The sequence below is a fragment of the Desulfosarcina widdelii genome, assembly GCF_009688965.1.
Lineage (GTDB): Bacteria > Desulfobacterota > Desulfobacteria > Desulfobacterales > Desulfosarcinaceae > Desulfosarcina > Desulfosarcina widdelii.
In genome coordinates this window covers 454574-469689 of sequence record NZ_AP021875.1, presented here as the reverse complement: position 1 = coordinate 469689, position 15116 = coordinate 454574, and the positions used below count along the sequence as shown (strand labels likewise).

Annotated in this window: 15 protein-coding genes; 5 read left to right on the top strand and 10 right to left on the bottom strand. The window is 51.9% G+C overall.

The genetic code is table 11. From position 1 onward, the window contains the following. Positions 1–396 precede the first annotated feature (396 nt). Complete coding sequence (locus tag GN111_RS02220) at positions 397–1599, bottom strand: ABC transporter permease (RefSeq protein ID WP_231715650.1); 1203 nt, start codon at positions 1597–1599, stop codon at positions 397–399. A 150-nt stretch (positions 1600–1749) separates the two neighbouring features. On the opposite strand from GN111_RS02220, the gene GN111_RS02215 reads away from it, so the two are divergent. Continuing rightward, positions 1750–2097: a hypothetical protein gene (locus tag GN111_RS02215; protein ID WP_155302181.1), complete on the top strand. Its 348-nt coding sequence runs from the start codon at positions 1750–1752 to the stop codon at positions 2095–2097. Positions 2098–2317: 220 nt separating this feature from the next. After that, a complete protein-coding gene (locus tag GN111_RS02210; protein ID WP_155302180.1) occupies positions 2318–2767 on the top strand; it encodes a universal stress protein in 450 nt (149 codons plus the stop codon). Between the two features lie 309 nt (positions 2768–3076). Here GN111_RS02210 and GN111_RS02205 read toward each other — a convergent pair whose 3' ends face one another. From GN111_RS02205 to GN111_RS02195, 3 genes are all read right to left on the bottom strand, one after another. Next, positions 3077–3490: a helix-turn-helix domain-containing protein gene (locus GN111_RS02205; RefSeq protein WP_176603278.1), complete on the bottom strand. Its 414-nt coding sequence runs from the start codon at positions 3488–3490 to the stop codon at positions 3077–3079. 2 nt (positions 3491–3492) lie between these two features. Next, positions 3493–3780, bottom strand: a complete 288-nt coding sequence (locus GN111_RS02200) for an HU family DNA-binding protein (RefSeq protein ID WP_155302179.1) — start codon at positions 3778–3780, stop codon at positions 3493–3495. A gap of 421 nt (positions 3781–4201) precedes the next feature. Next, positions 4202–4420: a hypothetical protein gene (locus tag GN111_RS02195; protein WP_155302178.1), complete on the bottom strand. Its 219-nt coding sequence runs from the start codon at positions 4418–4420 to the stop codon at positions 4202–4204. Here GN111_RS02195 and GN111_RS34660 point away from each other — a divergent pair. The 3 genes from GN111_RS34660 to GN111_RS02185 are packed head-to-tail and all read left to right on the top strand — an operon-like array spanning position 4325 to position 5655. Further along, entirely contained in the window at positions 4325–4681 is a 357-nt protein-coding gene (locus GN111_RS34660; protein ID WP_492207412.1) for a hypothetical protein, read from the top strand. The genes GN111_RS02195 and GN111_RS34660 overlap by 96 nt on opposite strands. Next, entirely contained in the window at positions 4614–4898 is a 285-nt protein-coding gene (locus tag GN111_RS02190; protein WP_155302177.1) for a hypothetical protein, read from the top strand. The genes GN111_RS34660 and GN111_RS02190 overlap by 68 nt, the downstream gene beginning before the upstream one ends. A 31-nt stretch (positions 4899–4929) precedes the next feature. Further along, a complete protein-coding gene (locus GN111_RS02185; protein ID WP_155302176.1) occupies positions 4930–5655 on the top strand; it encodes an alpha/beta hydrolase in 726 nt (241 codons plus the stop codon). A gap of 261 nt (positions 5656–5916) precedes the next feature. Here GN111_RS02185 and GN111_RS02180 read toward each other — a convergent pair whose 3' ends face one another. The 6 genes from GN111_RS02180 to GN111_RS02155 all read right to left on the bottom strand — a co-directional run bounded on the left by GN111_RS02180 (position 5917) and on the right by GN111_RS02155 (position 14851). Further along, positions 5917–6342, bottom strand: a complete 426-nt coding sequence (locus tag GN111_RS02180; RefSeq protein WP_155302175.1) for a PilZ domain-containing protein — start codon at positions 6340–6342, stop codon at positions 5917–5919. A 170-nt stretch (positions 6343–6512) separates the two neighbouring features. Continuing rightward, on the bottom strand, positions 6513–8201 hold the full coding sequence (locus GN111_RS02175) for an AAA family ATPase (protein WP_155302174.1): 1689 nt from the start codon (positions 8199–8201) through the stop codon (positions 6513–6515). A 9-nt stretch (positions 8202–8210) separates the two neighbouring features. Then, on the bottom strand, positions 8211–9359 hold the full coding sequence (locus GN111_RS02170; protein ID WP_155302173.1) for a hypothetical protein: 1149 nt from the start codon (positions 9357–9359) through the stop codon (positions 8211–8213). Between the two features lie 19 nt (positions 9360–9378). After that, positions 9379–11661, bottom strand: coding sequence for a tetratricopeptide repeat protein (locus tag GN111_RS02165; protein WP_155302172.1), 2283 nt, complete (start codon positions 11659–11661; stop codon positions 9379–9381). Between the two features lie 102 nt (positions 11662–11763). Next, positions 11764–12762 (bottom strand): UDP-glucose 4-epimerase GalE, encoded by a 999-nt coding sequence (galE, locus tag GN111_RS02160; protein WP_155302171.1) that lies wholly within the window; start codon positions 12760–12762, stop codon positions 11764–11766. 367 nt (positions 12763–13129) lie between these two features. Continuing rightward, a complete protein-coding gene (locus tag GN111_RS02155) occupies positions 13130–14851 on the bottom strand; it encodes a bifunctional sulfate adenylyltransferase/adenylylsulfate kinase (protein ID WP_155302170.1) in 1722 nt (573 codons plus the stop codon). Between the last annotated feature and the right edge of the window lie 265 nt (positions 14852–15116).

Below are 15116 nucleotides of genomic sequence, written 5' to 3'. Positions count from 1 at the left end.
TTCATTTTGGTTCCTCGCCTTAAAGAATCAGCTGATTTCATCAGTTTCAAAAGGCCCGTGGTCGCAGACTGCCGAGATATCCTTGCCGGCGAGCTGGTCTGGCTCAACGTCGGTTACTATGTCCTGATATATAAAAACTGCCTCAAATCAAAATGGATCCACATTGCATTTTTCGGTGGACCCACTAAAATGGCGCATATTAAAATGATGTAATTACAATAAATCAAGAGTTAGGACAATACCCATATAAATTAAGTTTGTTAAGCACTGTAAACAGATGGGTCGGCTATGAAAGTGTTCGGTACACTCTCTCACAACGGTAACGCGGGTTCAAGCCCCACCTTAAGGAGGGGTACTGTAGTGCTTCTTTTTGATTATGGTCCAGCTAAGGGTCGGTCACTCCGCCCGCAGGGCTTCGATGGGATCCATCCGGGCTGCCTGACGGGCGGGAAGTATTCCGGACAACAGGCCGATGACGGCCGCCAACAACTCTGCCAGAATCACATAGGAGATCGGCGTATGCGTGGGTAGTTTGGGCACCAGAACTTCGAGCAGCCATGCGCCGCCTGTGCCCAGAAGCACGCCGGCGACGCCGCCCAAAACACCCAGGAGGGTGGCTTCGATAGCAAAGAGCGTCATGATTCGATGCTGTTCGATGCCCAATGACCGCAGCAGACCGATCTCCTCCCGACGCTGGCGGACGGCAATGGTCATGATCGTGGCGATGCCCACGCCGCCGACCAGCAGGGAAATGCCGCCAATCGCGCCAACGGCGAGCGTCAGTACACCCAGCACCGACCCCAGTACGTCGAGCATCTGGTTCTGCGTCACGATGGTGAAATCTTCGCTGCCGTGACGGGCGACCAGCAGGGCCCTGATTCGATCCGCGATCCGATCGGCATCGCTGCCGGTGGCAAACAGGACATCGATCTCCATGAGACTTTCGCGGTTAAACATCGCCAGCGCCCTGGGCGCCGGAATATAGACCGCGTCATCGAGATCGAATCCCAGCATCTGTCCTTTGCCGGCCATGACCCCGATGGTCCGGTAGCGCTCGCCGCCGATGCGAATACGCTTTCCCAATGGGTTGGCACCCCTGAACAGCTCATGGCTGACCCGGCTGCCCAGCACAGCCAGGGCCCGGGTGCCGGATGCCGGGTCATCGGGCAAAAAGCGGCCCTGGGCCACTGCCATGCGCCAGACCTCAGGCACAGCGGCGCCCACGCCGAACACATAGGTGCGCCGGCTCCGCGAACCAGACTCCACGGCCGCATTGCCCTGGACCACCGGTACCGTGGCCATGATCCGCGGAACTTTGGCTATCGCTTCGGCATCGTCAATACTCAACGGCCTGACGTTGCTGATTACAGCTCCGGATACGCCGGTGGTCGAGGTCCTGCCCGGGCTGATGCCGATCAGGTTCGTGCCGAATTGGGTGAACTCTCCCAAAACAAACCGGTGTACACCCTCGCCCAATGAGGTGAGCAGGACCACGGCGGCGATTCCAACAGCAATCCCGGAAATGGTCAGACCGCTCCGCAGTCGTTGGCTGATCAACGCCTTAAGCTTGGCGTGTTGGAAACCATCAGGGCTGGTCACGCAGAAAAGCACCCTGCTCCGTTGGATCAAATGCCCGGGCATTACTTTGCAGCAAACCGACGTCCGCTCCAGACCGCGGAATCAAGCTGCCAGGGAAAGTTATAGTCCGGCCTTCCCCTTCAGTCGCTCGATGGGAAGACAGAAGGCTCAATGGGCATGGCACCTTTTTTGCTGTCCTATTTGATGGACTGGTTTTTGGAACATTGGCGTCAAGAAGAGGTTCACCCGTATTTTCCAACCGTGGTGCAAAGCCACCGAAAAAGGCAGGAAGGGGGGAACATGATTCAGTCACCATGTCGAAATTGTCCCAACCGATACAAAGACAAGCGTCATTGTATGGAGTCTTGTGTTCTACTGCATCGGGTGCAGATGTTCCAGGCTGGGCGTCAGGAACAGTCGATCTATACCGCCGTAAATTCTGCCGATGACAATCGCTACCGGTTGATGACCGCCCGTGAAATCCGACGATCCGTCATGGGCAGTCCAGGTCTTTATTGAGCCCCAGTGAAGCATATCACAGTTAGAAAACCTGTCGACATAAGACCATCAAGGGGTATTGTCTAAAGGCGGAACCGGTGCACTGGACAACCTGCCACTTTTTTCGAAGGCCTGGAATATCCTGACATGCGGGAACGCCTAAAGCGGTTTGAACAGGATCGGCGCCGCGGCATCAAGCGCCATAGGGTGTTCTATACTTATGTTTAAAGGAGGAGAAGTCATGAATGTAAAAAAGATTTTATGGCCCACGGATTTTTCAAAAATATCTGAAATAGCATTACCCCACGTTAAATCGATGACTCAAAAATATGACGCGGAAATCCATATCATTTATGTAATTGAGGATATCGCGCATCATGATGGATGGTATGGTGCCTTTGAAGAAAAGCGCGTCCAGGAACTGATGGAACATGCCAATAAAACGGCAACCAAGCGACTGGGTCAAATTTGTGAAAAATATCTTGAGGGCTGTCCGCTCTATATTAAACACGTGGCAATCGGTGATCCTGCAAAAGAAATCCTTAAGCTTATTGAAAAAGAAAAAGTGGATTTGGTTGTCATGGCGAGCCATGGTGAGAAGGGTATTTTCCGTTTTGGTAGTGTAGCGGAAAAGGTTTTAAAAAATTCTCCAATTCCGGTAACTATCATTCCCTCTGAGCCAGACCAGTAAAAAACTCAATCCGGCAGATTTGCAGCAAAGTGGTTATGACCGTATTGGTTCACAGCTCAACCCATGTCGCAAGGCGCAGGCCTTTCAACCGTTGTGTCTATGTACATGGAAATGAATACCAAAAAGGCCAACCCCATTATATGGTGGTTGGCCTTTTCTCTTGAACGGTTGTGATAAGGTCATCTAACCGCTAAGCGGTTGGCCGGTGATTTCCAGGAAGATTCGGTCCCGCTGTTTATTGCGCATCCAGTCGATTGCCGGTTGATAGGATCTCGGCATCGATTGCTTTTCGGTTTAAGGCGGGTGCAATCACTTGGCCACGTAAACACCCCGTTGGAGGTTGGTGATTAATCCCTGCTGTTTCAGCCGGTGTACGGCATTTTGAACGCTTTTCATGTTCATCTTGAGGCTTTTGGCCAGGTCGGCAACCTTAGCCCCGGTTTTCTTTTTTTTGATTGCGCCCAGGACCCGATTGCGGGGGCCTGTTTTCGCTGCTTTCTTCGGGGCCGCCTTTTTCTTGGCGGTTGCCTTTTTCCTCACGGGCGCCCGCTTGGCCTTTTTCTTTGGCGCAGCCTTTTTCTTCGCGGCGGTTTTCTTCTTCACGGTTGCGGTTTGCTTTCCCACGGCGGCGACCAGATTATCGAGCCTGGCGGCTGCCTTGTGCAGGGTGGTCGCAAGTGACTTCAGTTCCCGTTTGATCTGAGCATCTGTCTTGTTGGCCATCGCTATCTCCTTTTTCCGTTGTCTACCCGTTCTTTCAATTCCTTGCCGGGTTTAAAAAAGGGGAGTTTTTTCGGAGGAATCGCTACATGTACGCCGCTTTTCGGATTTCTCCCCGTATAACCGTCATACTGTTTCACGAAAAAAGAACACAGGCCGCGGATCTCTACACGCTCGCCGTCACCCAAAGCGTTGGCCATGGAATCAAAAAAAAGCGAAACCACATCATAGGCTCGTAATTTCGACAACTCGCAGTTGCTTCGTAAGGCCTCAACCAACTCAATTTTGTTCATACAAACTCCTAACCGAAAAGAAACCGTTTCCCAAAGCTAAACGCAACCGAGGAAAAAGGTCAAGAAATTAATTGGTTGGAGGTGGTTTTCAACTCCCTGCCGTCCGCACGACTGCGCGAATAATTTCGTCTCATAGACTGGCCTCAAGGCCATGAATCTGCTTTTTTCAGCCAGCCTGACCTGATCACTCAGGTGCAGGCTTCAATTCACGCCCCCACGCGGCGGGCAACCGCTGTTTTTTAAGACATTGATTTTATTGCCTTTAACGGCTCAGTCACCGCGAACAGCTTGCATCCTGCTGCCAAAGTTCTCGAAAACACAACCATTTCCCTCCTTATCCATCTGAAACGATGAGATTGATCTTCCGATGCGAACACTCCGGGAAAAAAACTTGTCTGCTTGTGCGGCGCTGAACGGTCGATCACGACGTCATGCCCCATTTTATCTTTTCTGAGCCGTTTGGGTTGCGCGGCGCGGCTTGTAGACCTCTCTTTTGGAGCGGACGTTCGCTGCGGCTTTCAAGCGACAGGCAGACGAACCGGCAATCGCGCTTTGCGGTCTCGACAACGGCACCGGCCGGCGGGCTCTGGACCAGGCTGGGTTCGACCTGATTGTCGAAGCGGGTCACGGAGGCAGCCAACCTGATTTCCTCACGATGCGGCCTCACGTCTTGCCGGGGCGGCGTGCCGCTGCTGATATTTGGACACAGGTGCTCCAAGGCAAAAAGATAAATGATACGGGTCTCAACCCTGGATTCGCCGTGACGGTGGAAGCGCAGCCTCCGGATCCTGGAAAATCAGTCGATGTCGATCAGGCGCAGGACATTGCAGTGAGTGAAAACATTGAGCCGCAAAATAGAAAAGGCCCCGCAAAAGAGCCTTTTATTATTGTGGCAACATAAAAAACCAATATTTGTCATTCCGGCGGAAGCCGGAATCCAGGAAAAGTCTGGATGCCGGATCAAGTCCGGCATGGCGGAGTTGCTGTTTTTACTTGCCGAAGTAATAATACCTGCTAAAATGATGTATCTGGAGCTTCTGGTGGAGCAGTGTATGGTGGAAATTACCCCGGGATTACTACGGCACCTGGTGCCTTTCAAGGCCCGGCACCAGCAATAATTCAAGCATATGCATTTATTTTAGATGGTCAATGCCGACAACTACCGAACAACCAGTTACCGTTACCGTTCAAGGCCTCAAACTCTCAGGGGTGCTGCACCTGCCCTCTGGAAATCCGCTCGCAGTTATCGTTGGCTGTCATGGATTGATGGCCGACAAATCCTCTCCCAAGCAGGTTGCCCTGGCCAAAGGGTGCACCGATGTGGGGTTTGCGTATTTCCGTTTCGATCATCGCGGCTGTGGAGAAAGTCAGGGGTCTTTCGAACAGGACACCACCCTGGAAAACCGTGTTATGGATCTGGTGGCCACCGTCGGGACAATTCGCGACGTCCTTGGAAAAAGGATGCACATCGGCCTTTTTGGAAGCAGTTTGGGGGGCACGGTATGTCTCATGGCAGCGTCCGAAATCGCTCCTTTTGCCGTCGTCACGCTGGCCGCTCCCGTTCGCAGTCGATCCATCCAGATACCTGAGAATTCTCCCGGGTCATTAACGCAAGAGACATTGGAAGGCAAAATCCGTTTCGATATCGCTGCTGCCATGGAATCGATCGATCACATCCTGGTCATTCACGGCAGCAATGACGAAATCGTCGCCATTGAGAACGCTTCCTGGATTTACAGCCATGTGCACGATCCCAAAGCGCTGTTGATCCTGGAAAACGCCGATCACCGGATCAGCGATAAGCCCAACCAGAAACGTTTCATGAAACGCACGGTTCAATGGTTTTCGGATTGTTGCGGCGGTCGACTGGCTTGAAGCGACCCCAAAGTTGCAAAAGCCGGAGCGATTCAGAGCCAAGGCGTCAAGGGTGCCGCCGTAGTGATCTATTGCAATCATTTGGCAACGCCGGATCTGGATTCCTCCGGCTTTCCCGTAAGGGGAACAACACGAGAGAATCATTATTTTTCCAGCAATTCACATTGGGTGCGTAACGAAAATGCCGGGTGGTTGTTATGATTGACTCATGTTTTCAAACAGTAACAATCATTTCTGCATGTTGTTATGCAACGAGGGGGGCTATTTGGGACGAATCGCGCTGTTAATCAGTTCCTTCTGATAACTGGTGAGTTTTTTTGTAAATTTTACACCAATACCGTCCCGTTCGGTTCTGACGATGGTTCCCGAAATCTTAAACGAATTCTGAAGGTTCGGGACAGTAAAGATTAAAGAGATCGCTTGGCCTTCCCGCAACGAGGCCGATGTCTCGATGAACACGCCGCCGTTACTCAGGTTGTTGATAAAATCCTGATACACTCTGTCGGCCGTCGAGTAATCCACGGGGAAAAAGCAAGGAATCCGGGAGTCCTCCCGATAATCGAGCCGATCCCATTCGTGCAGCAATTCTTCCAGCATTTTCTTTCGCTGGAGGCTCAATTTGGAAATGGCCTGAATCAAACGATCCGTCAATTTTTTTTCTTTTTCCAAAACGTTCGAGTCGTTCATAAGGCCTGTCCTGCTTTGGTGTTGAAAAATTGGTAGCGTATCAGCCCGGAATAATCTTGAAAAGAAACGTTAAGTTAAAATATATCTTTGGTCTTTAATATTGTCAACATTCTGTAACAATTCTGAAAGGAGTCCTCTGCATTTACCGGGATGGATGGATCGATGTCGCCCTATTCGTTCCGCGGAATAATTTCAATAATCACTTTGCGCCGATTCCCCTCGAGCGAAATGGTGGTATTTCCCGGTCCATCGGTTCCCGGGCCGATGCCGAGGGTAGAAATGGCCTCGGATTTTACACCTTTTCCGACCAGGTAGGTTCTCACCATATCCGCCCGGAATTTGGAGAGCTTCATGTTGTATGCCCGCACTCCGGCAGCATCCGTGTATCCCCTTAGAACGAGCGTGGCATCTGGGTTCTGCAGACAGTAGCGGGCAATAATGCCTAACATGTCGTGGGATTCGGTTCCAAAGGTATTGGCGTCGAACTCGAAAGTTACCTCCGGATAGGCCCCGAAATTTTCCTGAATTTGGGCAAGGGTGATCCGATTTTCGGTCTTTCCGGTACCCGATGTTTTGCTTTCCGTTACCGGTTCTTGCGTGGAGAAGGATGAAGCTGCGATTTCCTCCCTCTTTGCTGATTTGACCATATCTGCCGCGTATTGTTTATTAGGACCCGCTCGATCAGCAGGTCGTTCGCTGGAAACGGTATCGCTTCGTTCAATAGCGCTCTGCCCTTCTGAGGCCGGACGAAGGGTGCTCCCATTGTCGCTTTGTTTTGGCGTTCCCATTTCTTGAAGGTTCGGGACGTATCTTTTTGAACCGCTCTCATCGACGATTGCATTGGAGGAAGGCGCCTGCCAGTGGTTGAGCAGAAAGAAAACCACCAACCCCAGCCATATGGCCACAACCACGACAAATGCGATCACCAAAGGCCGGTTGAATGGTCTGTTCCTGGGTTCCAAAGCGGTTTGCATCGTAATGTCCGCTGCAGATGCTTCAACCGCTTTTTTGTCAGCGGCTTCAGGAGTGGCCATGCTGTTCCTGGTTGTAAGCCCATGTGAAATTTTTAATTCCTGGGCGCATTCCGCCACGATTCTGTGGTCGATCTTTTTCTTTTCCCTGACAAATCCGGTCAACAGGACGTGGTCGCAAATAATATTGATCAACCGCGGGTAGCCGTTGGAGAACTTATAGACCTCTTTGATCGCCCGTGAGGTAAAAACCGTTTCCTTTGTTCCAGCGACCTCCAAGCGAAAACGAATGTAACTATCCGTTTCCTTTTCGGTGAGTGCAGAGATGTTATAATTGATGGTTATCCGCTGTCGGATGGCACGATTTCGCGGCCTGAGGATGATTTCATTGAATTCGCTCTGGCCCACGAAAAAAATGTTGATCAGTTTGGCATTCTGCTTTTCGATATTGGACAGCAGCCTCACCTCTTCCAGTAATTTCTGATTGAGATGCTGGCATTCGTCAATAATGAGAAGGGCTTGTTTGTTTTGCCGCTGAACCTCCAACAGGTAGCTTTTCAGGGAGAGGAGAAATTCGCCTTTGCTTCTGAAATTTCTGTCCATTCCAAAGGAATCGGCCACGAAGTTGAAAAAATCCATCTTTGCCAGGCCGGGATCGGTAATTAGCGCCACAAGCACATCGTCTCCCAGGCTGTTGATGAGCGCTTGCAGCAGCGTGGTCTTCCCGGTCCCAACATCGCCGGTCAGCAATAAAAACCCTTTATTGTCCAAAATGCCGTATCTCAGCACGGCCAGGGCCTCTTTATGTTTTTCTCCAAGCCAGAGGAACCTCGGGTCCGTGCTGATCTGAAAGGGTTTCAGATTCAGGTTGTAATAATCAAGATACATTTCGAAAAATTATAATTTATCCAAAAAAGATAGATCTTTATTCTGTGTCAGTTTGGTCCCCACGACCAGAACCTCGACACGGTTGCCGTCGATATTGCGAAAATACAATCGTCCTTTATACGCAAAAATTACCTCGAATACCGTTTCCCGATTTTTCTTGCCGAACACCTTTCGCTTGATCTGGACCATTTTGGGGTCGTCGTTGAGCTGGTGAATAACCTCCTCCGCCTTGATTTTCATCTCGTCGGTCAGGTCAACAAAGCCTTCGATCGCCCTTTCATGAATAACGGTGTTTTTATACAGCGCGTTGAAGCGCTTCCGTATGGCCTCAACACCTTTTAACCGTTGCCGTGTTTTGGCTTCATTGTCCTTTTCATACTGCCGGATCTTCTCTTTCAAGGTATCGATTTCATCGAGTTGACTTTCCTGCAGTGCCAAATTCTCGCTGATTTTCTCTTCCAGCACCACCAGTTCGTCAATCATCTCATCTTCGGCAGCGGTGGCCTTTCGGCGTTCCCGGTCAAGCTCGGTTTTCATCCGCTCGACCCTTTCCGAAAGGAGCTTTCGTTGATCTTCGAGACCCTGGAGCTGCGCCAGACTTTTCTGGCGTTCATCGGACAAATTGTCGATAATTTGCTGCCTGGCAAGATCTTCCTGGCGTATCATTTTGATGCCGCGCCGGTAAAAGACCATAAAAACCATGAGGGAAAGAGCAACACAGGACAACAATATCAGGTTGGACAACAGGGTATTGTGTTCAATTTCCACCTCGACGGTTTTAACCAGACCATCGTTGAGCAGCCGGAAATTCTCCCGCGCCACAGCGATACTGTCCGGTGGATCGAGTTCGGATCTGGACCCGTCATAGGCATAGGGATAGAGGAAATCTCCATCCGCGGTCTTCACGCTGACCGAAAGACGCACCCCCCAGTGGGTCAGCTTGCGGCTGGCTATAAACGCGCCGACATTTTCACGAATGGCATCCTGTAGACGCACACTGCCGTCGAACAATGGCCGCGTGTCTCCCGTATACACCTCCGCCAGGCTCTTTTCGTAGCTGGCCTGGATGGTTTTTTCCAAAAACTGTATGGAAAAAACATAGACGAAAGGCGGCAGCAGTACGCACAGGATCAAAGCTCTGAAAGGGAAATTGCGCATGGGTTACCGTTACAACAAGCTATATCTCCGACAGCATGCGACGCGCGTCGTCGGCTCCGTCAAAATCGGCACTCAGCGCCAGTGCCTTCTCCAGGTAGGACTTGGCGCGATCCTTGTCGCCCTTCTTAAACAACGCGGCTCCCATATGGTATTGCACGGTCGCGTTTTCGGGCAGTTTTTCGATGCTTTCCGAAAATTCCTGGACCGCGTTTCCGTACAGACCCTTTTTATAATAAATCCAGCCAAGTGTGTCCATTACACTCGGGTCGTCGGGCAGCTTCTCTTTGGCGATTTGAGCGTATTTAAGGGCTTCGTCGATCTTTGCCTCGTTTGTGGAGAGCAGGTAGGCCAGGTTGTTGGCCGCCGGAGCGAATTGGGGGTTGATCTCCAATGCGCTGCGATAATGCTTTTCGGACATATCATAACGCTTTTGCATATCGTATATGGTCCCCAAAAGCATATGCGGTCCGGCCTGATCCGGGTTTTTGGCCAGGATGGCCGTATATTGGTCGATGGCTTTTTGCGGCTGTTTGCTGGAAAGATAAATTTTTGCCAATGCATAGTAAGGCGGCATGAAATTAGGGTTGGCTTCTATGGCGGACTGAAAGGCGGTTTCCGCTGCTGTGACATCCTTTTTTGCCAGCAGAATGCCGCCTTTCAAATTGTTGATGATGGCCCGATGGACGTCGGAATCGCCAACTTTTTCCAGTTGCGCGTCGCACTTTTCCAGAGCGACGTCCAACTCCTTTCTGGCGCCATGTACCAATACGATGTTGGTAAAAACATCCATCAGCATGGGATTCAGCGAGAGCGCCGTATTGAAATTTTCCAATGCCGCGTCATAGGCTTTTTCACCTCGTTTCAACAGCCCCAGCCGATAATAGCCGACCGGGTTGTCCGGCTGTTCTTCAATCAGGGTTTTGAAAGCCACTTCAGCTTCGGCCGTTTTCCCCTGCCCCATCAGGGCATTGCCCAGCATCATCCGGGCTCGGTAATTTTTCGGATGCAGTGCCAGGACTTCGGCGCTCTCCTGCTGCGCCTTTTCAAAATCCCGTTCTTTCAACGCGATCTCGCCAAGCAGCATTTTGGCTCTTACGGACTTCGGATTGAGTTCCACGGATTTGGCCAGGGCGGTTTTGGCGATCTGCACCTCACCTTTTCCAAGATGGGCAAACCCCTTGAGGTAATAGGCGCGGGAAGCGTTCGGCTCCTCTTTGATGAGCTGATCGAAAATACCGATGGCTTCGGTAAAGTCTTTTTTGAAGGCGGCAATCTCCCCTTTCATCATCCGTGCAGGGAAAAATTGGGGCCGGGCCTCGAGTACTTTTGCCAGGTATTGCTCGGCCTTTTCCAACTCTTTCTGCTTCAGGAAAAAACCGGCCATGGTCGTCATAATGTTGATATCGTCGGGTTTGACCGACAAGGCCTTCTCATACATGGCCAGCGCTTTTTCGGCATTGTCCGTATTGGTATAGTACCCGGCTGCGACCATGTAAGGCTTGATGTCGTCGGGCTTGATCTCGATCGCCTTGAGATAGGCAGACTCGGCATCCTCGGGTCTTTTCGTCTGAAAGAAAAAGTTGCCTAAAATGATATACAGTTCCGCGTTGCCCGGATTCAATTCAATCGCTTTTTCGATCTGCGCCTGGGCTTCGTCAAAGGCTTTGCGGCTGGTGTAAAATCGAACCAGTTCCAATCGCGGTTTGATCTCGTTGGGTGCCAGATGGACGGCGCTCATCAACTGGGATTCAGCTTCGTCGAATTTCCCCTGGCGGGCATATATTCTTGCCAATCCCATATAAGCGCGAGTCTGCTTGCTGTCTATGTCCAAGATCTTTTCGAAGACCCTGGCCGCCTCGTATAAATTTTTCTCCAGATCATAAAGTCCGGCCATCAGGAACAGGGCCTCGATATTGTTGGGCTGCTTTTCAAGGACCGCCTCCACTTTTTCCCGCGATTCATCGGTTTTTTTGCCCAGCATGTAAAAAGTGGCCAGTTTGAGGGCCGCGTTGGTGTTTTCCGGATCCAGCTTGGCCACCATGCTGAACTCTCTGAAGGCGCCCCGGGGATCCCCGAGCTTTAAATAGGTCTCCCCCAGCTGCTCGTAGGCATCGACAAACTCCGGATCGATCTGGATGGCATTGCGAAACTCCAGTTCGGCACTCTTGTATTCCCCCTTTTCGTAGTAGCTGACCCCCTTGCTAAAATGGGCATCTTTTTTCTCTTCGTCTGACGAGCATCCGATCATAACAAGTGCCAGGGCCAGCAGGATGAACGCGATTCGATTCAATTTTGGATTCATACAACCTCTCCGTATAATGGTTTTCCGGTGTCCGGCAGGTTAAATACGCTTTATGTCTCGGATCGATACTACCTATAATTATCTCAAAAAAAACATTCCGACTCAAGTCCTTGAGACGTGCCAGTTCCATGCGGTTTCAATAATCGCTTCAAGGTTGTCATAAACCGACATCCAACCAAGTTCCTTCTTGATTCGGTCGGAACTGGCGATCAGGATAGCCGGGTCTCCAGCGCGACGGGGGGCTTCCTTGACAGGGATATTCCGTCCGGTGACCGCTTCGGCTTTTTCGATCACCTCCCTCACCGAATATCCTTTGCTGCTGCCAAGATTGTAGACGGCACTCCCGGCACCTTCCAGCAGAGCATCCAGGGCCAGCAGGTGGGCCTGGGCCAGGTCGTTGACATGCACATAATCCCGGATGCAGGTACCATCCGTGGTAGGATAGTCCGTACCGAATACCTGGATGCAGTCCCTTTGGCCGGCAGCCGCCTGCAAGACAATGGGGATCAGGTGCGTTTCCGGATCGTGCATTTCACCGATTTCGCCGGACCCGTCGGCGCCGGCCGCATTGAAATACCGCAGGGCCGTATACGTTAAACCATGGGCGGCGTCGCAATCGGCCAACATGCGTTCCACCGCCAGCTTGGTATTGCCATATGGATTGGTGGGCTTGCAGGGATGCTCCTCGGCGATGGGAACCGATTCCGGCTCTCCGTAAACGGCTGCCGTGGATGAAAAAATGAAGTGTTTGACGTTATGGCGCACCATGGCGTCGAGCAACGTGACCGTTGCTGCAATATTGTTTTGGTAATATTTCAACGGTTGATGCATGGATTCGCCAACCTGGGAAAAGGCAGCAAAGTGCATCACCGCATCGATGGCATGCGTGCCGAACAGGCGGTTCAACAGGTCGGCATCGCCCAGGTCTCCTTCCACGAATTCTCCATCGCCGATGAGCCGACGATTCCCGGTGGACAAATTGTCCAGGGTTACGACCGCGTGCTTGGCTTTGTTCAACTGCCGCACCATGTGCGAGCCGATGTAACCGGCCCCGCCAACAACCAGAATCGTTCTCTTTCTATGGGGTAACGTTGAGTTCATTGGGTTTTTTGGGTTCGCTGTGTTTGTCGAGTTCGTTGGGTTTGTTGTCTTCGTGTCTATCCACAGATGGTAGATTTTGGCTTAGACCAAGGCCACAACGAGGTTGAAACCGCAGGCGTAGCAGCGCTACTTCGAGGATTTCAACCGATCGAGAACGCCGGTCTGGGCCGAAAGATGCCTTTTGTGGCCAGACAACGGTTACAGTGCCCTTCCAGAAATAGGCAAATTTGGTCGAGATCGAGGCGCACGACCAATTTTAGCTCGGGTTTTACCGCAGTCATATAGTTCATATTTCGAGGATAAAATTTTTCGTGCAACAAAGATATCGGCCTAGGGTGAAATTGGCTTGGCCATTTCTGGGTGGGCACTATATAAATCGCTTCTGCCCCAAATAAATCAATATCTCCTGAGCCGCCTCGTCAGGCGATTTATCGCTGGTATTGACGCGCACCTCCGGCGCCTCGGGGATTTCGTACGGGTCGTCAATCCCCGTATAGCCTTTGATCAGGCCGGCCCGGGCCTTGGCATACATGCCCTTGCGGTCGCGCTTTTCACAAACCTCCAGGGGCGTGGCCACGTGAACTTCGATGAATCCGCCGCAGGCTTCGATATTGGCCCGAATTTCCGCCCGGGTGACTGCGTACGGGGCAATGGGCGCGCAAATGGCAACGCCCCGGTTCTTGGTGATTTCGCTGGCCACGAACCCGATGCGCCGGACGTTGATGTCCCGATGCTCCTTGGAAAAGGTCAGTTCGTTGGAAAGGTTCTGGCGGACGATGTCGCCGTCCAGGAGTGTAACCGGCCGCTTGCCGATCTCCAGCATCTTGGCGTACAGCACGCGGGCAATGGTGGACTTGCCGGCACCGGAAAGGCCGGTGAAAAAGACGGTAAACCCCTGTTTGGAGGGCGGCGGATAGGCCTTTTTCAGTTCGCCCACAACCTCGGGGAACGTAACCCAGCGGGGAATTTTCCGTCCGCTGCGGATACGGTCCCGAATGTCCAGACTGGTCAGACTGACGACCTCGGTGCCTTCGGGAATCTCGTCCTTGGGGCTGAAGGTGTCTTCAAAAGGCTGATACACCAGTTCGCCGCAGGGGATATCGGCGACACCGACCTCCTTTGCCAACGCGTGCACAGTGTTCCAGGTTTCGCTGCTGTCGTAAAACGGTGTCGCGCCATTGTGGCAGCCGGGGTCGCCATGCTGGTGTCCGACAATAAAATGGGTGCAGCCGTAATTTCTGGCCACAATACTCTGTAAAAGCGCGTCCTTTGGCCCGGCCAACCGCGAAAAAATCGGCAGAAGCGTCATTGTTGCCGATTCGGGGGGAAAATACCCGAGGACATGGCGATAGCAGCGTACGCGGGTATAGTAATCGAAATCACCGGGACCGCTGATCCCCACGCCGGGCATCAAAAGCAGATTGGCCTTGCTTTTGCGCATGGCACGGATGGCCAGCTCGTGTTCCGGCCGGTGCATGGTGTTGGTGGTATGAAAACCGACGATGTGATGCCATCCCAATTTCTTGAACAGGCCCCGCACCTCCGAGGGCGTCATCCGCAGCTGCCTGAAATCATAATGCAGCGGCAGGTTCATCACTTCGAGAGCACCGCCGACATATGTCTCTCCGGTGTGATGAAACAGATGATAAACGCCCGGATGGCTCTGCTCGGTTGTCCCGTAAAGCAGAGAGGCCTCTTTTTCCTTGTCCGGCGTCCAGATGTCTTCCACATGCATGACGGCCAGCAGAAATCCCTCGGGGTCCCGAATGGCGATGGATTGCCCGGCCTCCAGATTTTTGGCCGCCGTTTCCGAAACATCCAGGCAGATGGGAATCGGCCACAGCGTGCCGTCCTGCAGCTTCATGCGATCCAGGACGGACTCGTAATTGCTGCGGGTCATGAAGCCGGTCAGCGGAGAAAACGCTCCGGTGGTGAGCAGTTCGAAGTCGCACAGTTGACGGTCGTCAAGGGTAATGCTGGGCAGATCCATGGACAACTTCTTGAGTATCGCCGATCGCTCCGGATCCACGAGCAGATCGATCTGTTTTCCACCATGGAAATCGGGGTCGCTTTTCTGGAAATCATTCATGATGCAATATCACCGAACAGGTTTGAGGTTGACTGATAGAAGGTCATTTCCACCAACGGTTGATTTGACCTATATATTGATTTTTTACCAAACTATCAAGGATTTAACTTACCTAACGGGAAAAGCGCCTTTTCAGCCGCCTGGTGGCATTCAATTTGCTGGATATATCCAGTCATAGATTGCCCGCACAAAAGAGCCGAATCTCACCTGATCTTCGTTGGTTCCCCGTTCCACTCGACCTCGAACTGCACCGAAACACAGGCAC

Excerpts from the sequence above, each read along its gene's own strand:
- GN111_RS02205 (WP_176603278.1), bottom strand. The coding sequence starts at position 3,490 with ATGGCCAACAAGACAGATGCTCAGATCAAACGGGAACTGAAGTCACTT.
- galE (WP_155302171.1), bottom strand. The coding sequence starts at position 12,762 with ATGAACTCAACGTTACCCCATAGAAAGAGAACGATTCTGGTTGTTGGC.
- GN111_RS02200 (WP_155302179.1), bottom strand. The coding sequence starts at position 3,780 with ATGAACAAAATTGAGTTGGTTGAGGCCTTACGAAGCAACTGCGAGTTG.
- GN111_RS02155 (WP_155302170.1), bottom strand. The coding sequence starts at position 14,851 with ATGAATGATTTCCAGAAAAGCGACCCCGATTTCCATGGTGGAAAACAG.
- GN111_RS02210 (WP_155302180.1), top strand. The coding sequence starts at position 2,318 with ATGAATGTAAAAAAGATTTTATGGCCCACGGATTTTTCAAAAATATCT.
- GN111_RS02170 (WP_155302173.1), bottom strand. The coding sequence starts at position 9,359 with ATGCGCAATTTCCCTTTCAGAGCTTTGATCCTGTGCGTACTGCTGCCG.
- GN111_RS02185 (WP_155302176.1), top strand. The coding sequence starts at position 4,930 with ATGCCGACAACTACCGAACAACCAGTTACCGTTACCGTTCAAGGCCTC.
- GN111_RS02180 (WP_155302175.1), bottom strand. The coding sequence starts at position 6,342 with ATGAACGACTCGAACGTTTTGGAAAAAGAAAAAAAATTGACGGATCGT.
- GN111_RS02165 (WP_155302172.1), bottom strand. The coding sequence starts at position 11,661 with ATGAATCCAAAATTGAATCGAATCGCGTTCATCCTGCTGGCCCTGGCA.
- GN111_RS02175 (WP_155302174.1), bottom strand. The coding sequence starts at position 8,201 with ATGTATCTTGATTATTACAACCTGAATCTGAAACCCTTTCAGATCAGC.
- GN111_RS02215 (WP_155302181.1), top strand. The coding sequence starts at position 1,750 with ATGGGCATGGCACCTTTTTTGCTGTCCTATTTGATGGACTGGTTTTTG.